Origin of the sequence: Streptococcus sp. DAT741 (genome assembly GCF_009866825.1) — a bacterium.
GTDB lineage: Bacteria > Bacillota > Bacilli > Lactobacillales > Streptococcaceae > Streptococcus > Streptococcus ruminantium.
On the sequence record NZ_CP019557.1, the window covers coordinates 1,553,237 to 1,571,430 of the forward strand.

An 18,194-nucleotide genomic window follows, 5' to 3' on the forward strand; every position below is an offset into this window, starting at 1 on the left:
TCGTTTTTTGGGGAAGAAAGATCTGTTTTTTGCTCTGACTTAGCTATCTTCAGCTTCCCCTTAGATGATTTGAGTTGTTCGTGGGCATTGTTCAATAAGGACATCAAAAGTAAAGACAAACGGTTACTCTTCAGCACAAAATCAGCATGCAATGCAATGGGCAGAGAGTGAAAAGGGGAAAACTAGACAGCCATCAAGCATTTGCTCCATAGGTAGAAGATAACTGAAGCGATGAATATAAACTCATTGGTTTGCTCCTTTATCTATATCAGCTATATTTGAAGCAGTTTTAGCTATACCTAGCTATCATACTTCAAACAACACTTAGACTGCCATTTCTTGACAAGAAAAAATGAGGTTGGGACAATGTCCAATCTCATATATAAAAAGCGAACAAACCAAGATTCTGATTGTCAGAAAACTAGTTTTGTTCGCTTTTTTGTTCAATTATAAATCTAAAGGACTTGATAATTGAGATTTTCAAAATTGAAAATCTTTTTGTCCCAAGCTCATTTTATATCAATATAGCAGCAACACAGCTACTGTTCCTATTTTTGCTTACTTTGGAAACGCCATTCAAAGCGTTTTTGATCATAAAATGGGTACATGACTTGTAGAAGAGCCAAAGCCAACAACCAACCAGCAACAATATCTGTTGGATAGTGAACACCGATATAAATACGGGATACCGCTACTAGAATGGCCAAAAAAATTAAGCTTGTCTGAAAAATTGTTTTGATCAATCCTTTCTTCATTCGTTGATGGATTATCATAACAACTGCTCCTGCAATCATCATGGTTGATGCAGTGTGCCAACTGGGAAAGGAATAGCCAATGGTATCAATAAGCCAGTTAATACTCGGGCGTGGTCGCTGATAGACATATTTCAGAGTAGTTGATGCTACTCCAACAGCCGCAAAGCTGACCAGAAGAAAGTAAGCTTCTACCTTCCATTTCCTGCAATAATAAAAATAGGCAGCTACCATCAGACTAATAGATAAGATAATTACAACATTCCCTAAAACAGTGATACTTGTCCAAAACTGAGTCAATCCACTAGGTAAATTTCCGCGAATAGCAGATTGGATAGTTGAGTCAAAACCTGTCAAAGTAGTTGGATAAAATTTTGCTACATAGCCTAAAATAACAAAGGCCAGAGCAAAAAAGGAAGCATTTCGTAGATGGATTTGTTTATTTTTCATGGATATAACGTCTTACAAAGATTAAACTTTCTTTAAAATAGGTCTAGCTGCTTTGTAACAGAGATAAAATACTACCGAAAGTAAAATTCCCTGTAAGAGATTAAAAGGAAGTACCATAAGCAAAAAGTAGTTACTCAAGCCTAAGATTTGTTTAATATCAAAATTTGCAAATGCGGCATAAACAGGGATGGCATATACATAGTTCAAAATCAACATGACCAGAGTTGAGCCAAGTGTTGCAACAACAGCTGCCTTTAAATAATTTTTCAACAGCTGATCCTTTTTCCAAAAATATGCTACTGCCAAAATAAAGACAGACATCGCTGCAATATTCATCGGCAAGCCAATGATGGTTGATGGTCCTTGATTATTCAAGAGCAACTTAAGTAAGGTTCGCATCAACAAGATGACAAAACTTGACTTGGTGTCTAAAATAAGCAGACCAAATAAAATTGGTATTAACGAAAAATCCACTTCCAAGAAATTAGCTATTGGAATAAGAGGAAATTTCAGGTACATGAGCAGAAATGATACTGCTGAGAGAATGGCGATAATCGTCATTTTGCGTATGTTTGTCATAAGGGATCCTCCAATTTTTTAAAATTGAAGAAGGCAAAAAAAGTAAGTAAAAAACTTACTACTTCGTCTTCTCCCATCCAGACTATACTGTCGGTTGTGGAATCAAACCACATCTGCTTTCGCTCGCGGACTGCCAACAATCCATTTTATTACAAGGCTATATTCGCTCCTCTTGATATATCTCAATCACTACCTAGCCTTATGATAAAATACTCATCTTACACCGCCGGTCGGGAATCTCACCCTGCCCTGAAGACTACTTTATCATATCAAAAAAGCCTTGCAAATGCAAGGTCTTGAGTGCTATTTGGTCTTATTTGAGCTTGTCTTCCTTATAGGTATGAACTAGATCAAGTCCAGTAAATTGTTGCTGGCGAAGAGCCTCGTAAACAATCATACAGACTGTATTGGAAACATTGAGGCTACGAACATGCTTATCATTCATAGGGATACGGATAGTTTTTTCAGGATGATTACGCATGAAATCCTCTGGCAATCCCTTATCCTCGCGTCCAAAGAGAAAATAGTGAATACAATCATCATTGTAGACTTCATCCGAATAGGTTTTAGCTGCAAATTTGGATACCAAGTGAACCGTTCCCTGCTTGCTGGCATAATCCATAAATTCCTCTATATTCTCATAAAAGCGGACATCTAGTTTGTCCCAATAGTCAAGTCCAGCTCGTTTCATCTTACGGTCATCAATAGGAAAACCCATAGGCTTGATAATATGCAGAGGACTATTCGTAGCCGCACAGGTCCTTGCAATATTCCCTGTATTTTGAGGAATCTGTGGTTCAAACAAAACAACATGATTCTTGGCTGTTTCTTCTTTATAGTACAATTCTTCAATATTCATAACAGTTTCTCTCTTCTATCCAGACAAAAAAATAGCCACGCTGCCCGGAGTCAAGCTCAGCAAACAGCATGGTGAATGAGGATTCATTCACTTAACTCACAACAGGTTTGAGTTAAATCAATGAAATCATGGTATTATTGTAGCTTAAAAAAGACTGAAAATCAAGAGTTTTCCTCTATTTTTTGACATTTTCATAAAAATTTTTTATCAACTCTTCATTTCCTTCTATTCTGCTGTAATTCTTATTGAGATGATTAAAAACTATCTTGTCTGATTAAGATAGAGCAATGGAGTTTAAAGCCAATATTTAGAAACGAAGGTACTGACTTATATCTAGAATTTTCTGATACGAACTGCGTTCATTTTATCTCCAACCTCCAACAGTCTATCCTCAGACTGACTTGACACGAACTGCATTCATTTCATCTCCAACCTCCAACAGTCTATCCCCAGACTGACTTGACACGAACTGCGTTCATTTTATCTCCAACCTCCAACAGTCTATCCTCAGACTGACTTGACACGAACTGCATTCATTTCATCTCCAACCTCCAACAGTCTATCCCCAGACTGACTTGACACGAACTGCGTTCATTTTATCTCCAACCTCCAACAGTCTATCCTCAGACTGACTTGACACGAACTGCATTCATTTCATCTCCAACCTCCAACAGTCTATCCCCAGACTGACTTGACACGAACTGCGTTCATTTTATCTCCAACCTCCAACAGTCTATCCCTAGACTGTTGGAGCTAATGTTAACAATACATCGAAGGGCTATGCAGGCTCTAAAATCGTCAAAGATAGCCTGTCTAATATCCACAAAAGCAAGCCTAACCGAGTTGCTACTGCTTGTTTCTTTTTAAGCTAAATGTATCTGGTACCGGGTCTTCCCCACCATCTGCAAAAGGATGACAACGAGTAATACGAGCTAGTCCCATCAAAAAGCCTTTGAGTCCATGCTTTTGTAAAGCCTCAATCATATAACTTGAACAAGTCGGTCGGTAACGACAGGAAGGCGGAAAGAGAGGAGAAATGAATGCTTGATAAAATCGAACCAGCCCAATTAGAAGCCTAGTCATCACTTCTTGACTGGCTTAGTAACAGCCAGTGTATGGAGCTTACTAATATCTTTTTTATTCAATTTTCGATACTCTCCAGGACGCAAACCAGTTAAATCCAGATTCCCAAAACGAGTTCGGGATAGCTTGTCCACTTGTAGACCTACGGCCTCAAACATCTTTTTAACCTGATGATTACGACCCTCATGAATGGTTAATTCTACAACTGATCGGTTCTTAACAAGATCTACTTTGATAATGTCATAGATTGCTGGCTTGGTCTTCTTACCATCAATGACTACACCGCGTGTTAGGGGACGAAGAACTTCTTTATTAGCGATTCCTTTGACACGTGCCAAGTAGACCTTATCAATTTCATTGCGGGGGTGAATCATCTCATCTGTAAAATCACCATCATTAGTCAAAATCAAAACACCTGATGTGTCCCAGTCTAAACGACCTACTGGATAAATCCTCTCTTTGACCGTCGGTAGCAAATCCACCACTGTCTTTCTTCCCTTATCATCGGTCACACTGGAGATAACACCACGTGGCTTATTGAGGAGATAGTAAACTTTTTCTTCATTATAAATCGGCTGTCCTTCTACTTCCACCTTATCACCTGATTTGATGATGGTAGCCAGCTCTCGAATCACTTGCCCATTGACAGTCACAAGACCTTGTTTGATGAGTTCTTCTGCCTTACGGCGACTGGCTATGCCTGCATGGGCGATAAATTTATTTATTCTCATTTTCTAACTCATTTCTTTCTAAGAATAGCTCTGTTTCTTCTTGAACTAGGTCTAAATCAGATACATCTGGTAGCTCTTCTAAGCTATTCATTCCCATGTAATCCAAAAAATACTCCGTCGTGACATATAGATTTGGACGCCCCAAAACTTCCTTTTTACCATTTTCACGAATGAGACCAAAAGTTTGCAACTTACTAATCGCTCCACTAGAATTGACCCCTCGAATATCATCTATTTCAACCCGTGTAATAGGCTGTTTATAAGCAATGATGGACAGGGTTTCCAAAAGAGCTCGTGACATAGTTTGGTTGATAGGAGTTTTAGCATAGGTACGCAAAAGATTAGCATATTCTTTTTTTGTCACTAGCTTGTAACGATTAGAAGACTCTAAGAGAGACAGACCAGATTGATGATCTGCCATATATTTCTCACTGAGTTTTTCCAGTTGCTGAACCACCGCTGTCGGCTGCAACTCAAGTATCTCTGCTAGATTACGCAGGGTCAGTCCCTCTTCTCCCGATACAAAGAGTAAGACTTCTATTTCAGCTAAGCAATTCATTTTCACTCCTTACTAGGTAAATATCTCCAAAAGCTTCCTTTTGTTCTAAAACAATTTCATGAACTTTAACCAATTCTAAGGTTGCCAAGAAAATAGTAATAACTTCATTGATATTTTGACTGGTTTGAAAAAGCTGCCGCAATTCCAAGCGTGACTGACTTTGAAAATAACCACGAACAAAGTCCATCATATCCTCAATCTTGTACTCATCACGAGCAATGGTCGTATGTGACTGACGCAGACTGGCTTGTTTTTCTGCCATAACCTTTGAAAATGCTAAAAAAATATCAATAACTGTCTTATCCTGAGCTAACTTGATGTCATCATACACCAAGTCCAACTTTGCTTTTGAAAAATAATTGGCCCGTTCATCATGTTGCTCACCCAACTTCTCACTGAGTAGCTTGAACTTTCTGTATTCTTCCAGTTGGTCTAAAAGATCCATTTCTGGATCATCTTCCAACTCTGTCTGCTCCACCACTTTTGGTAGCAGTCTCCTGCTCTTGATCAGCATTAACTGGCTAGCCATGAGCATATACTCCCCCGCTATCTCCAAGCGCATAGCTTGTAGAGTGGCAATATAAGCCAAGTATTGCTCAATAACCTCAGTAATCGGAACCTCATAGATATCCATTTGGTATTTGGATACCAAGTGTAGTAGGAGATCCAAAGGTCCTTCAAAGTCTTTTAATTTAATATCCATTATCTAAATTTTTCCAAACTCATGCTTGTTTTTAATCCTAATTGCTTGGCAATTTGATCCAAAGACTGACCTTGTTCAAGTTGGGCCAGAATATATTGCTCTCTCAGTTTTTGAGCTGTCCAGCTTGCTTTACCAATTGATTGAACAAATTCTGTCAACCGATTAAAAAACCACTGGCGCGAGTAGGTGTTCCCTTTTTTATCGAATAGGTAATAACCAGACAAGTACCCACTCAGATAAGGAATAATTTCTCTCGGCAAACTAAGGACCCTCTTACTACTTCCTTTTTGTACGGTCAAAACCTGAAATTCTAGATTGATATTCTCACTAGTCAGCCCTGCTATTTCGCCTGGTGTTAGTCCAAGAAGAGCCATCAAAAGGGCAATGCGTTGACCATCTAGCCAGGAAGTTTCTACAAATAGGAGAGATAGATCTTCTTTTTCCGCTCGCTTTCTGACACTAGCTGGCTCAACCACGGTCTGTAATTTATAAAATTGATCAACCTGCCCTGTCTCATAAAGAAAATAGAGAAATTGGTTGACAGCAGATCGTTTTCTTTTTTGAGCAGCTGGTTTCAAACTCATTAAGGATTGTTGATAAAGTAAAAGTGATTGTTGATGAATATCTCCTTTTACCGTTGCGACAAATTGTTGCAAGTCATAAGTATAGGATTTCTGACTATTCAAACTCACTTTTTTGTTCTGGATAAATGCTTCAATGGCCTGATTCATTTTTTTCCTTCTTTTGATACGAGGGGAAAGTTATGCAAGAGTGCATTGATGGTCTTTAAAATAGATTTTCGAGTGATGATTCCTATGAACTCTCTATTTTCACCCAAAACAGGCAAGAACGATTGATCAACCAGCTTACGCATGACCTCAGTTAACTCGTAATCAAGACCAACTGTTTCCTCATCCGTCCTTGCAATCAAGGAAATATCCTTATTCAACTCATCATCTGTCAGCTCATTCTCAGCCTGATACTTGATAATCTCTGTCAAGCCGATGGTTCCAAAAAATTGACCTTCTTCCGTTACTACAGGTACCCGCGAGTAAGTCATGTGACTAAGTAAAAGTTTAGCGTGATCAATGTTATGGGTATCAATAATCACCGCTAACTTATCCGCAGGTGTCAAAAAGGTTTCTTCTTGTGCCAGTAAAAATTGTTCAAATTCACGTGCAATCATCTTGAAATATCCTTTGTCAATGCTGGGTAAAGCGTGTGTTGTCGATCGTAATAGTCTACATGAAAGTGATCTGCATAAATCGTCACAAGAGCATAAAGACACTCCTTAACCAATCCTCTAGGTTGGCTGATTGAGCCGGGATTGAGAAAGAGAGTCTTACCGCGCATTTCTGCATCCGGCACGTGTAAATGCCCGTAGAGACAGATATCTGCATCCACCTCCTGCGCCCAGTAATCCAAGCGTTGCCAACCATAGTTAATTCCAAAAAGATGACCATGCGTTTGGGCAATGGTAAGATCTCCCAACTTGGTAATCAGTTGGTCTGGATAACCACCCAAATAATCACAGTTACCATTCACTACTTGAATACCTTGCCAAAGTGAATCTTGACTGTCTAGCTCTGAATCACCATTATGAAAGATAGCGTCCACCTTACCGAGGTAATAACTTTTAATCTCTTCTACAATCTTTCTATCTCCGTGAGAATCACTCATGACTAGAATTGTTTTGCCTGCTCCTGCCATACTGGAAATGCCTCCACTAATTTTTCTAATGCTTGTGCACGATGGGAAATACGATTTTTTTCTTCCAAGGTTAATTCTGCCGAGGTCTTACCCGTGTCACCGACTAAGAAAAGTGGATCATAGCCAAAACCATTTTCACCACGCAAGTCCATTCCAATATACCCTTCCCAATCCGCTTCTACAACCAAACTTTCACGATTTGGTGCAGCCACTACAAGAGTGCAATGAAATTGGGCTGAACGATCCTTGTGTTCAAAGACCATGGCAAGCTCATGCAAGAGTTTGGCATTATTGAGTTCATCAGTCGCTTCTGGACCAGAAAAACGTGCTGACCACACTCCCGGCAAACCACCTAAGGCATCCACTTTAAGCCCCGAATCATCCGCCAAGACGACCTTTCCTGTCAGAGCTGCTATCGTCTCAGCTTTCAGTCGAGCATTTTCCTCAAAAGTCATGCCTGTTTCTACCACATCTGGTAGATCAGGATAGTTGTTCAGATTTTCCACCTGATAACCAAAACTTTCAAAGAATTTACGAAACTCCTTTGTCTTTCCTTCATTTTTAGTCGCAATCAAAATCGTGTCACCAACACCAGCCAATCCCTTATCCTGACCAAAGAACGCTCTCATATTAGCACCAGTCTTAGGGAGATGAACCAAGAGCAGCCTATCTCCTTCCGTTACAAGAACAGCTCCCTGGTGCTGGACCACCTTAAACTGACGGTGATTCAATTCATTTAGCACATCAATTGCAAACTGAATGAGTTTAAAGGCAGACTGAAGTTTAATAACTTCTATCTGTACACACCGATAATCATCTTCTTCATAATTGGCTGGAACGAGTTGTTCTAGAAGATGCCCCAGTTGATTGATTTCTTGCTCTCTACCTGTGTTACCAAAACTGGCAAATAAATTAGCAAAATAAGCCTTACCAATAAACCAATTGTGCTCATCTCTATATTCATAAATTTTTTCTGTCATAGTTCTACATGCTCCACATGAATATCAATTCCCATCCAGCTTTCAGCAATTTCCTTAAAAGCTGCTGGACTAGCTGTTGTATAAAAGGTATGCTGGATATTAGACTCTGTCCGACTGCGATTGAGCTGAAAATAATTGAGTAAGACGGAAATATCCCTCGCACATTCAGCTCCACTATCAATCAATTGAACATCCTTGCCCATGGCATTCTGTATAATGGGACGAAGCAGGGGGTAATGAGTGCAACCCAAAACCAGAGTATCCACCTTCCCAACCAAGGGACGGAGTGTTTCATAAACGACCTTTTTAGCTAAACTAGATTGGTGACTATTAGACTCCACCAAGGGAGCAAATTTAGGACAGGCTAAACTTTCTACCTGCGTTTCCGGTGAGAGGACCTGAATTTTCTCACGATAAATATCCGATTGAATCGTCATGACCGTTCCAAGCACACCAACTTTTCCAGTCTTAGTAGCTTTGATGGCTGCTGAAGCACCGGGGAGAATGACCCCTAAAACAGGAATATCAAGTTTTTCCTTGATTTCTTCCCAAGCTACTGCTGTTGCAGTATTACAAGCAAAGACAATCATTTTCACATTCTTCGTCAAAAGAAAGTGAACCAATTGCCAAGTGTATTCTCTTATTTGTTCTGCCGGCCGTGGACCATAGGGAGCTCTAGCCGAATCACCGATATAAACAATTTCTTCATAGGGAAGCTGGCGCATCAGCTCACGCGCAACAGTCAGCCCCCCCACACCCGAATCCAAAAAACCAATTGGTCGATTATCCATAGTGCTGAGAATAGTCAAAAACTGACTAGCCTTTCTTTTCGTACTCAAAAAAGGACATGGGAATGAATATCCCAGTCCCAGTTTGTTTATGCTCTTTGAAAATCAAACTCACATACTGCTAAGAGATTCGATGAACATTTGCTCAAGTGGGAAGAGCGCAACTTACTGTCTTAACACTATGCAAACCATGTTCGTACTACTTTCTACCTTCAACAGCCCCTCGAACTATCGAAGGCAGCTTGATTTTCATTGAAGATTATTTTTTCTTTGTTGCTACTTTTTGCTGACCTTTAATTTGGCGGAGAACCTGCTGTACCTTAGCTTCACTTGGCTTTTGACCCATTTGGGTCATCATCAAACGCAAGGCATTTTCATCCAAGATCGGCTTATCAGCAATGTAGTTCTCAACTTGTTTGCGTGATAGGTAAATCCCAAGGGCCACACCACCCGCAAATGCTAACACAATAAGTAAAATAGCTAAACCTAAATTCATCTGTCAATCTCCTGACTCTTCTAAATAGTGTTCAGTTGGTATTGCTCAAGAGCAATCTTTCACTATATCCATTATAACAAAATCCCCATTCTTTTCCAACACTTACCTGTCAAAATCAAAACCATAAATTGTCGCAAAGTAATCCTCCGGAGTTTCAGCGCGACGAATCATACGGGCTGTTCCATCCTCCTGCAAAAGAATCTCTGCTGAACGCAGGCGACCATTGTAATTATATCCCATAGAAAAGCCATGAGCACCACTATCGTGAATAACCAAGGTATCTCCTACTTCTGCTCTTGGCAATTTACGATTGACTGCAAATTTATCATTGTTTTCGCAGAGAGAGCCAGTTACATCTACAAGTTCTAGCGGCGCCTCTGGATGCGTAATGTTGGTAATATGATGATAAGCCCCATAAAAAGCCGGACGCATGAGATTGGCTGCAGAGGCATCAACACCTACATAGGTTCTGTAAGTTTTCTTACGATGAAGAACTTTAGTAATTAGATGTCCATGTGGTGCCAGCATGAAACGTCCCAACTCCGTAAAGATTTTTACCTGTCCCATACCGACTGGAGCTAGAATTTCTTCATAAGCTTTGCGAACACCATCACCGATAGTCGCAATATCATTTGATTCCTGATCTGGATGATAGTTGACACCGATTCCACCCGACAGATTGATAAAATCCAGAGTCACACCTGTTTCCTCACGAATTTCCAGTGCTAACTCAAAGAGCTGACGTGCCAAGACTGGGTAATAGTCATTGGTTACTGTGTTGGATGCTAGAAAGGCATGGACACCAAATTCCTTGACGCCCATATTCTTTAAGTCTCTGTACCCTTCCATCAGTTGGTCTTTGGTCATACCAAATTTTGACTCCTCTGGATGATCCATAATATCTGTACCAAGAGAGAAAACACCTCCGGGATTGTAACGGAGACAGACTGTTTCAGGAATACCTGTCACATCTTTTAAAAAATCAATGTGTTCGTAAGCATCTAGGTTGATGATAGCACCAACTTTTCTAGCATAGACAAACTCTTGCGCTTGCGTATCATTTGAGGTAAACATAATATCTGTAAAGCCCAGTTTTTCACTCAAGAGGACTTCTACATCCGTAGCACAATCAACGCCACATCCTTCTTCCTGAAGAATTTTCAAAATAGCAGGAGTCGGAGTCGCCTTGACGGCAAAATACTCCTTAAAGCCCTTGTTCCAGGAAAAAGCTTCATGTAAAGCGCGTGCCTTTTCACGAATCCCCTTCTCGTCATAGAGATGAAACGGGGTCGGAAATTGATTGGTAATAGTTTCCAACGCCTCTCTGCTAATAAATGGTATCTTGGCCATCCTTTTTACCTCATCAACATATTTTTCCTATTATATCATAAATAAGCTAGGAATAGTATCCTGATAACTCCATCAAACACTTGCAAAAAAAATTACGAGCGCTATAATATGAATAATATTAACAAAAAGGAGGTCGCTATGTCGACATTAAATCGTGAATTTACAAAGCGTTTATACGCTGATTATCTGGCAAACTCAACTTTTCAAGCAACTGAAAATGCAGTGAGCCACAACGGCTTATTGAAGTCCTTGGAAACACGTCAAAGTACTATTGATAATGACTATGTATTCTCAATTGATCTTACTAACGACGCTGTATCAAACCAAAAGGCTTCTGGGCGCTGTTGGATGTTTGCTGCACTCAACACTTTCCGCCACAAGCTCATTTCAGATTTCAAACTGGAGAACTTTGAATTATCGCAGGCTCACACGTTTTTCTGGGATAAATATGAAAAGTCCAACTGGTTCCTAGAACAGATTATCGCTACTGCCGATCAAGAAATCGGTAGTCGTAAGGTAAAATTCCTCCTCGACACCCCTCAGCAAGATGGAGGTCAGTGGGATATGGTTGTTGCACTTTTTGAAAAATATGGCGTTGTCCCAAAATCTGTTTATCCCGAATCCATCTCATCAAGTGCCAGTCGTGAACTCAATCAATATTTAAATAAATTGCTCCGTCAAGATGCACAAATTCTACGTAATCTACTTGCAGGCGGTGCTTCTTCTCAAGAAGTTCAAACTAAAAAAGAAAACCTCTTACAAGAAATTTTTAACTTCTTGGCTGTCAATCTCGGACTCCCACCACAAACATTTGATTTTGCTTACAGGGATAAGGAGAACGTCTACCATCGTGACACCAACATGACGCCTCAGGAATTTTACAATAAGTATGTTGGTTTGAAATTATCTGACTACGTATCTATTATCAATGCCCCAACTTCCGACAAACCTTACAATCAATCTTATACCGTCGAGCTGTTGGGAAATGTTGTCGGGGCACCAGCAGTCCGTTATCTCAACCTTGATATGAACCGTTTCAAGGAACTAGCTATTGCTCAGCTTAAAGCAGGAGAATCTGTATGGTTTGGATCAGATGTCGGTCAAAGTAGCAATCGCCAAACAGGTATCATGGCTACTAATACCTATGACTTCTCTTCCAGCCTGGGTATTCACTTCCATCAAGATAAGGCAGGCAGACTGGACTACTCTGAAAGCTTGATGACACACGCTATGGTTCTGACTGGTGTTGACTTGGATGCAGATGGCAATCCACTAAAATGGAAGGTAGAAAATTCCTGGGGTGACAAGGTTGGTGATAAAGGATATTTCGTCGCCTCAGATAGCTGGATGGACGAGTACACCTATCAAATCGTCGTTCGTAAAGAATTCCTCACTCCGGAAGAATTGACTGCCTATCAGGCACAACCTCAAGTCTTAGCACCTTGGGATCCTATGGGGGCTCTGGCTTAAAAACTAGATATAGAAAAAAGAGGCGTTGCCTCTTTTTTCTAGCTATTATTTACTAATCTCTACTCAAGCCACCAAAAATACGAAGAAGATTGAGGAAGAGGTTGATGAAATCAAGATAGAGCTGGAGAGCCATAGATACAACCCATCCTTGCTCAACATGACCACCTGTCTGATCGAAAACCTGACGAATTCGTTGGTTATCATAGGCAATCAAACCTGAAAAAACAAGAACAGAAATGATGGACATAAAGAAACTCAAACCTGAACTACGGAAGAAGATATTAAGTACACTCGCAATAATAATACCCCAAAGAGCTGCACGTAGCGCCTGAGCCATACCAGAAAGATTTTTCCTAGTTGTCATACCAATCACAGCCATAATAGCGAACATAAGAGCTGCTGAGATAAAGGCCAACACAACTGTTTCACTCGTATAAAACATCAGTACCATACTGATTGTCAAACCATTAGTCACCGAATAGGCTAAAAACATAGGGAAAGCCATAGGACTATTTTTAGCAGCCATCGTTGAAGCTGAGACAACCAAGGCAAGTTGTCCAATCATGATAAGCATCAACATAATTGAACCACTACGCAATAATGCAAAGAGAAAACTTTGAAAAACGGTTACAGTCAAAAAAGAAACAAGGGCCGATAAACCGATTCCCATAGCAACTACGCCATAGATTTTCCCAAAGAAACGGTTTAGCGCAGTGTTATCCACCTGATTGATAATAAATGAATCATTATTCATAACATTCTCCTTTAAACTATATTTATAGAAAATGAAAGACCTCGTAGCCCTTCCATCGGTGCAGTGGTAACGAGAGTCAAATCCAGCCATCCGATACGGAGGGCCTTATTCTCTACTCCCTAACCTCATTGAGTTATTATACCACATTCTAGCCCAATTCACTTAAACAAAACTAAACATCAAGATTCCTGCCGCAATGGCCACATTTAAGCTCTCTGCCTGCCCCGGCATAGCAATATGAACCAACTGATCGGCTTCTTGAACTACAAAATCAGAAACTCCCTGACCCTCATTGCCCATCACAAGCGCAAAACTGGATGTAGGTGTTAGCTTTTTGTAGTCAAGAGACTGACTTGACAGAGTAGTTGCTAGTACTTGTACCTGATTGGTCTTAAGATTGGAAACGATCGCTGCCATCGGCAAGCGGTAGACCGGCAAATGAAAGTGACTTCCCTGCATGGAGCGCAACACCTTCATATTGTAAATATCTGCCGATTTATCTGTCAAAAATACTCCATCAAATCCAGCCGCATCAGCAGTCCGAATCATGGTCCCAACATTACCCGGATCCTGAACATCTTCCAAAATCAGGAATTTCCCAATTAACTGATCAGGTAATTCCTGACTAGGTAAAGCTAACTGGGCTAAAACGCCTTGGGGTGACTTAGAATCCGCCAAATCCTGCATTATTTCAGGACTAACAAAAGTCACATTGGACAAATCTGCAACCCGATCAGCATATTCTTCCAAGACCAAAATATGCTCAATCTTAGCTCCTGCTGCTAGAGCTTCTTCCAACAAATGCCACCCTTCAATCAAATAGGAGGTGGTACGGTATTTTTTCTGTTGTAATTTCCTGACCTGCTTAACCAAATTGTTGGTCTTTGAGCGAATAATTTCCATAACTGCCCCTTTTTCTTTTACTCTTCAGGAAAAATTCAAGCACTACTATAACTAAGTAAATGATCTTGACGCAGTGGACACGCCATAATCTACCAGAAGGTATCTTGAAGAGTATTACCCAATCATGATATAATAAAGTACAATTCTTGTCAAAAGGAGAATCTTATGCGAAAGGTAAAAATGATTGCTTCTGGTCGTGTTCAAGGCGTTGGCTTTCGCTGGTCTGTTCAATTCCTTGCAACAGAAATCGGAGATATTTATGGTCGCGTGTGGAATAATGAAGACGGAACAGTCACTATTCTTGCTCAATCGAATCATTCAGAGAAACTCAGCCATTTCATCCATGAAATTCGTAAAGGACCTTCTCGAATGTCTAAGGTCAACTACTTAGATATTACACTAGCCAATTTTGAAGATTACCATGATTTTCAAGTTAGCCATAGATAAAACTTGTATATTTCCCATAAAAAAAGTAAAATAGAATGTATATTGTAAAAAAGGAATGTATCATTTTGAAAAAGAATAAACGAATCCAGTTACTGGCGCTAGCCTTATCAACACTTGTATTTCTATCAGGATGTGTGCAGACTGATAAGCAAGGAAATCCTGTCGGCTTTGTTTGGGATTTCTTCGGACAACCAATGTCTTACTTCATAAAGTTCTTTGCTGAAAACCTAGGATTGGGCTTCGGTCTTGCCATCATCATTGTCACTTTAATTGTGCGTCTCATCATCATGCCGCTAGGTATTTATCAATCTTGGAAGTCTACCTACCAGTCGGAGAAAATGAACTACCTCAAACCGATCTTGGGACCTATCCAAGAACGAATGAAAAACGCAAGTTCTCAAGAAGAACAATTAGCTGCCCAGCAAGAGTTTTTTGCAGCTCAAAAACAATACGGTGTCAGCATGTTTGGCGGACTGGGCTGCCTGCCACTCTTAATGCAAATGCCATTCTTCTCAGCTTTGTTCTTTGCTGCTCGTCATACACCGGGAATTAACAACGCAGACTTCCTTGGTATAAATCTTGGTACTTCCAGCCTTGTTTTAACTGTTATAGCCGGTCTTCTCTATTATGCCCAATCACTCCTGATGCAAGTTGGGATGGATGAAGAGCAGAAAAAGCAAATGAAGCATCTAGCCATTATGAATCCGCTTATGATTGTCCTTTTCTCATGGTCATCACCAGCCGGTGTTACGCTCTATTGGGTTATCGGTGGTATTGTTGGACTAGTGCAACAAGCTCTCACAAACTTCATGCTCAAACCACGCATCCGTGCTAAAGTTGAGGAAGAATTTAAAAACAATCCCCCAAAGCCTTACAAATCAAACATGAAAGATGTAACTCCAAAGACTTCAGCTATTATTGAAGAAAAAACATCTAAAAAGAGTAAGCGCAACGCTGGTAAGCAACGATCCAGATAAACGATTCAACCATCCAACTGGGTGGTTGTTTTTTATGCCCGAAATAAACAATTATTTAGAAATCACTACCTACATAAATAAACAAAGATATTACAACTAAGAGATGATTCCTACGCTTTTTCATAAATAAAAAAAGAGAGCCTTGTTGACCCTCTTACACCCTATTTTGTTTTTTCGACACTTACTATCTTCACATCGTAGCTACCAGCAGGCGTTGCAATCGTTACAACATCACCGGTCTTTTTACCAATCAAGGCATGACCAATTGGACTTTCATTTGAAATCTTGTTGGCAAAAGCATCTGCTCCTGCTGCACCGACAATATGATAAACTTCCTCTTCTGTTTCGCCAACTTCTTGAACGGTGACCGTCTTACCAATCGCTACTTCATCTGCCGCTACTGCGTCACTGTTAACAATCTCTGCATAGCGAATTTTAGTTTCAATTGTAGAGATTTGTCCTTCAACGAATGCCTGCTCATCCTTTGCTGCTTCGTACTCAGAGTTCTCTGAAAGGTCACCATAGGAACGTGCAATTTTAATGCGTTCAACAATTTCTGGACGACGAACAAGTTTAAGTTCCTCTAATTCTTTTTCTAATTTTTCTTTTTCTTCCAAGGTCATTGGATATGTTTTTTCTGCCATTTTTATTTCCTTTTCTTTTAATTATATTTTCAAGAAAACAAAATTATGTGGTAAACCACATAATTTTGTTTTAAAAAGTTATATATCACTGTAAATGTGCATTGACATATTTAGCGACATTCTGGTTATGTTCCTCAATATTATTTGCAAAATAAACCTTCCCAGTTGTCACATCAGCTACGAAATAAAGATAATCCGTTGAGTTGGCATTAAGTATTGCCTCAATAGCTGATAAGCTAGGACTATCAACTGGACCAGGCATCAAACCAGGTTTCCAGTAAATATTATATGGAGACTCGATAGAAGTATCAATTGCTGCATCTTCTGCTAAGGTTGTTTCTTGACCGAGCTTACCTTGTGCATACAAGAGAGCAATATTTGACTGCAGAGGCATTCCTGAGTTTAGACGGTTCAGGAATACACTTGCAATATTACGGCGGTCTTCATCTTTAGCCCCTTCCTTTTCAACTAAGGAAGCGAGAGTTAGAAGTTCATTGACAGTCAAGTTTTTCGCGGCAATCGTATCGTAGTGTGGTTTCAGACGAGCATCCATCGCAGCAATCATCTGCTCAACCAACTCTTCCATTGTCGTATCTTCTGCATATTCATATATAGCAGGGAAAAGATAGCCTTCCAACTGGTAAAGAACTCCACTATTAGCTGCTGGGAGACTAGCAAATAATTTCGGATAAGCAGCAACCATACGATTGATAAAATCTTGATTGGTTACGGTCGCCATAAATTGTTCAGCGGTAAATGGTGTCTTCTCGTTTTTATTTCCCGTTTTGGTATTCACAGTAACCGCACGAGCAATTTGCTTCAGTGTGTATCCTTCAACAATCAAAATCTTGCCTGCGGACTCTTTTTGAGGTGTTGGTGTACCACTTTCTTGCAAGGCTTTGGCAATGTCATCAACAGACATACTTTGTTTCAAATTATAGAAACCGCTCTGGAAGTTATTGTAGCTCTTAATCTTGGAGTAATAATTGAAGATGGTAGCATTTTTTATCAACTTATTATTAACCAAAATCTCACCAATTTCCAAAGTTGAAGAACCTTTTGGAATTTCTACCGAAATAGCTTTCGTTGCTTTAACATCCACTGGTTCTAAACTAGATTTTACCCAGGCATAGCCAATAAATCCAGTCATTAAAACTACTACTACGATGATAGACATAATGATAGACACAATCCGCTTTGCGGCCTTGTCTTGTTTTTTTCGGCGTTGCTTGCTCATTCTATGCGATGACTTTCTTCTAGATTGGGTAGGTAGCGGCTGTTCCTTTGTTTCAGGAACGCTAGCTAGTGCCTTTGCTGCAATAATCGTTTCGTCCAATGAAAGAACACCGGTATCGCCTGTAACTTTTGACACATCCTCCGTAGGAAATTCTAGGAATGTGTCTTCTAAGACAGGATGTCCCTGAATAGGTGGCTCAACATTTTGAGAAACTGTATCACTTGACGGTGCTTCGTTAAATTCAGCAGCATTGGCCGCCACAAGATTTCTCAGCTTTTCTAGATTTCGCTCCACCGTATCTTGAGGAACTGGGCTTGAAACGTTTGCTTTTTCATCAACAAGAGATGCCGTATCAATTGTTGCTTCTGAACCCTTTTCTTCGAAATGTCCCCCAGCTTTTTTCGGTTCTCGATCTTCTTCTGCCAAGTAGGAATCAGAAAAGGCCAGACTATCTATCTTGACAGAGCCGCTCTCTTTAATCATTTCTTCATCTTCAGCGACAGTTGCCTGAAGCTCATTGATAACTTCTGCTTTTTTATCAACAAGGACTTCTGCTGACTGCTCTGCCAAACGATTCACCTTCAATGCTTCTAAATCACGTAAAATCTGATCACGGAAACTTGAAGACTGCGTGTTTTTTTCATTCGTATCCTTTGTCACGCTTTCACTCCTTTCACACAGTTAATGTATATTATATCTCAAAGAAGGGTGAATTGCAAGAA

21 protein-coding genes and 1 riboswitch are annotated in these 18,194 nt (G+C 40.1%); of the genes, 3 read left to right on the forward strand and 18 right to left on the reverse strand.

Features of this window, described 5'->3' with window-relative positions:
- Positions 1–548: 548 nt before the first annotated feature.
- From BZG42_RS07325 to BZG42_RS07390, 14 genes are all read right to left on the reverse strand, one after another.
- Positions 549–1,202: a phosphatase PAP2 family protein gene (locus BZG42_RS07325; RefSeq protein ID WP_024532770.1), complete on the reverse strand. Its 654-nt coding sequence runs from the start codon at positions 1,200–1,202 to the stop codon at positions 549–551.
- A 21-nt stretch (positions 1,203–1,223) separates the two neighbouring features.
- Complete coding sequence (locus tag BZG42_RS07330; RefSeq protein ID WP_120172033.1) at positions 1,224–1,781, reverse strand: ECF transporter S component; 558 nt, start codon at positions 1,779–1,781, stop codon at positions 1,224–1,226.
- A 61-nt stretch (positions 1,782–1,842) separates the two neighbouring features.
- A riboswitch (FMN riboswitch) is annotated at positions 1,843–2,042 on the reverse strand.
- A 52-nt stretch (positions 2,043–2,094) separates the two neighbouring features.
- A complete protein-coding gene (locus BZG42_RS07335) occupies positions 2,095–2,640 on the reverse strand; it encodes a tRNA (cytidine(34)-2'-O)-methyltransferase (RefSeq protein WP_120172034.1) in 546 nt (181 codons plus the stop codon).
- 846 nt (positions 2,641–3,486) lie between these two features.
- Positions 3,487–3,723, reverse strand: a complete 237-nt coding sequence (gene yidD / locus BZG42_RS07340; RefSeq protein ID WP_120172035.1) for a membrane protein insertion efficiency factor YidD — start codon at positions 3,721–3,723, stop codon at positions 3,487–3,489.
- Complete coding sequence (locus BZG42_RS07345) at positions 3,723–4,454, reverse strand: pseudouridine synthase (protein WP_120172036.1); 732 nt, start codon at positions 4,452–4,454, stop codon at positions 3,723–3,725. Before BZG42_RS07345 ends, yidD begins: the two co-directional genes overlap by 1 nt.
- Positions 4,441–5,013, reverse strand: coding sequence for an SMC-Scp complex subunit ScpB (gene scpB, locus BZG42_RS07350; protein ID WP_155996387.1), 573 nt, complete (start codon positions 5,011–5,013; stop codon positions 4,441–4,443). The genes BZG42_RS07345 and scpB overlap by 14 nt, the downstream gene beginning before the upstream one ends.
- Positions 4,997–5,716, reverse strand: a complete 720-nt coding sequence (locus BZG42_RS07355; protein WP_155962801.1) for a segregation/condensation protein A — start codon at positions 5,714–5,716, stop codon at positions 4,997–4,999. Before BZG42_RS07355 ends, scpB begins: the two co-directional genes overlap by 17 nt.
- Entirely contained in the window at positions 5,716–6,447 is a 732-nt protein-coding gene (xerD, locus tag BZG42_RS07360) for a site-specific tyrosine recombinase XerD (RefSeq protein ID WP_120172038.1), read from the reverse strand. The genes BZG42_RS07355 and xerD overlap by 1 nt, the downstream gene beginning before the upstream one ends.
- Positions 6,444–6,902 carry a cyclic-di-AMP-binding protein CbpB gene (gene cbpB, locus BZG42_RS07365; protein ID WP_024532762.1) on the reverse strand — a complete coding sequence of 153 codons (459 nt, stop codon included), beginning with the start codon at positions 6,900–6,902 and terminating at the stop codon, positions 6,444–6,446. The genes xerD and cbpB overlap by 4 nt, the downstream gene beginning before the upstream one ends.
- Positions 6,899–7,426 carry a metallophosphoesterase gene (locus BZG42_RS07370; RefSeq protein ID WP_120172039.1) on the reverse strand — a complete coding sequence of 176 codons (528 nt, stop codon included), beginning with the start codon at positions 7,424–7,426 and terminating at the stop codon, positions 6,899–6,901. Before BZG42_RS07370 ends, cbpB begins: the two co-directional genes overlap by 4 nt.
- The gene (locus tag BZG42_RS07375) at positions 7,399–8,406 is read right to left on the reverse strand and encodes a nucleoside-triphosphate diphosphatase (RefSeq protein ID WP_120172040.1); all 1,008 of its coding nucleotides are present in this window, start codon (positions 8,404–8,406) and stop codon (positions 7,399–7,401) included. The genes BZG42_RS07370 and BZG42_RS07375 overlap by 28 nt, the downstream gene beginning before the upstream one ends.
- Positions 8,403–9,197: a glutamate racemase gene (racE, locus tag BZG42_RS07380; RefSeq protein WP_024532759.1), complete on the reverse strand. Its 795-nt coding sequence runs from the start codon at positions 9,195–9,197 to the stop codon at positions 8,403–8,405. Before racE ends, BZG42_RS07375 begins: the two co-directional genes overlap by 4 nt.
- Positions 9,198–9,453: 256 nt before the next feature.
- Positions 9,454–9,690 (reverse strand): YneF family protein, encoded by a 237-nt coding sequence (locus BZG42_RS07385; protein WP_024532758.1) that lies wholly within the window; start codon positions 9,688–9,690, stop codon positions 9,454–9,456.
- A gap of 102 nt (positions 9,691–9,792) precedes the next feature.
- On the reverse strand, positions 9,793–11,040 hold the full coding sequence (locus BZG42_RS07390; protein ID WP_155996385.1) for a diaminopimelate decarboxylase: 1,248 nt from the start codon (positions 11,038–11,040) through the stop codon (positions 9,793–9,795).
- Between the two features lie 138 nt (positions 11,041–11,178).
- Here BZG42_RS07390 and pepC point away from each other — a divergent pair, with 138 nt between their 5' ends.
- The gene (gene pepC, locus BZG42_RS07395; protein ID WP_024532756.1) at positions 11,179–12,510 is read left to right on the forward strand and encodes an aminopeptidase C; all 1,332 of its coding nucleotides are present in this window, start codon (positions 11,179–11,181) and stop codon (positions 12,508–12,510) included.
- Positions 12,511–12,562: 52 nt separating this feature from the next.
- On the opposite strand, the gene BZG42_RS07400 is transcribed toward pepC, so the two are convergent.
- Together BZG42_RS07400 and BZG42_RS07405 are read right to left on the reverse strand one after the other, a co-directional pair.
- Positions 12,563–13,264 carry a Bax inhibitor-1/YccA family protein gene (locus BZG42_RS07400; RefSeq protein WP_024533137.1) on the reverse strand — a complete coding sequence of 234 codons (702 nt, stop codon included), beginning with the start codon at positions 13,262–13,264 and terminating at the stop codon, positions 12,563–12,565.
- A gap of 162 nt (positions 13,265–13,426) precedes the next feature.
- Positions 13,427–14,167: a TrmH family RNA methyltransferase gene (locus tag BZG42_RS07405; RefSeq protein WP_024533136.1), complete on the reverse strand. Its 741-nt coding sequence runs from the start codon at positions 14,165–14,167 to the stop codon at positions 13,427–13,429.
- Between the two features lie 165 nt (positions 14,168–14,332).
- Here BZG42_RS07405 and BZG42_RS07410 point away from each other — a divergent pair, with 165 nt between their 5' ends.
- Both BZG42_RS07410 and yidC read left to right on the forward strand, forming a co-directional pair.
- The gene (locus BZG42_RS07410) at positions 14,333–14,614 is read left to right on the forward strand and encodes an acylphosphatase (protein ID WP_120172043.1); all 282 of its coding nucleotides are present in this window, start codon (positions 14,333–14,335) and stop codon (positions 14,612–14,614) included.
- A 65-nt stretch (positions 14,615–14,679) separates the two neighbouring features.
- Positions 14,680–15,591, forward strand: coding sequence for a membrane protein insertase YidC (gene yidC / locus BZG42_RS07415; protein WP_024533134.1), 912 nt, complete (start codon positions 14,680–14,682; stop codon positions 15,589–15,591).
- A gap of 161 nt (positions 15,592–15,752) precedes the next feature.
- Here yidC and greA read toward each other — a convergent pair whose 3' ends face one another.
- Entirely contained in the window at positions 15,753–16,235 is a 483-nt protein-coding gene (gene greA / locus BZG42_RS07420) for a transcription elongation factor GreA (RefSeq protein ID WP_024533133.1), read from the reverse strand.
- An 85-nt stretch (positions 16,236–16,320) separates the two neighbouring features.
- Positions 16,321–18,132 carry an endolytic transglycosylase MltG gene (mltG, locus tag BZG42_RS07425; RefSeq protein ID WP_155996383.1) on the reverse strand — a complete coding sequence of 604 codons (1,812 nt, stop codon included), beginning with the start codon at positions 18,130–18,132 and terminating at the stop codon, positions 16,321–16,323.
- Between the last annotated feature and the right edge of the window lie 62 nt (positions 18,133–18,194).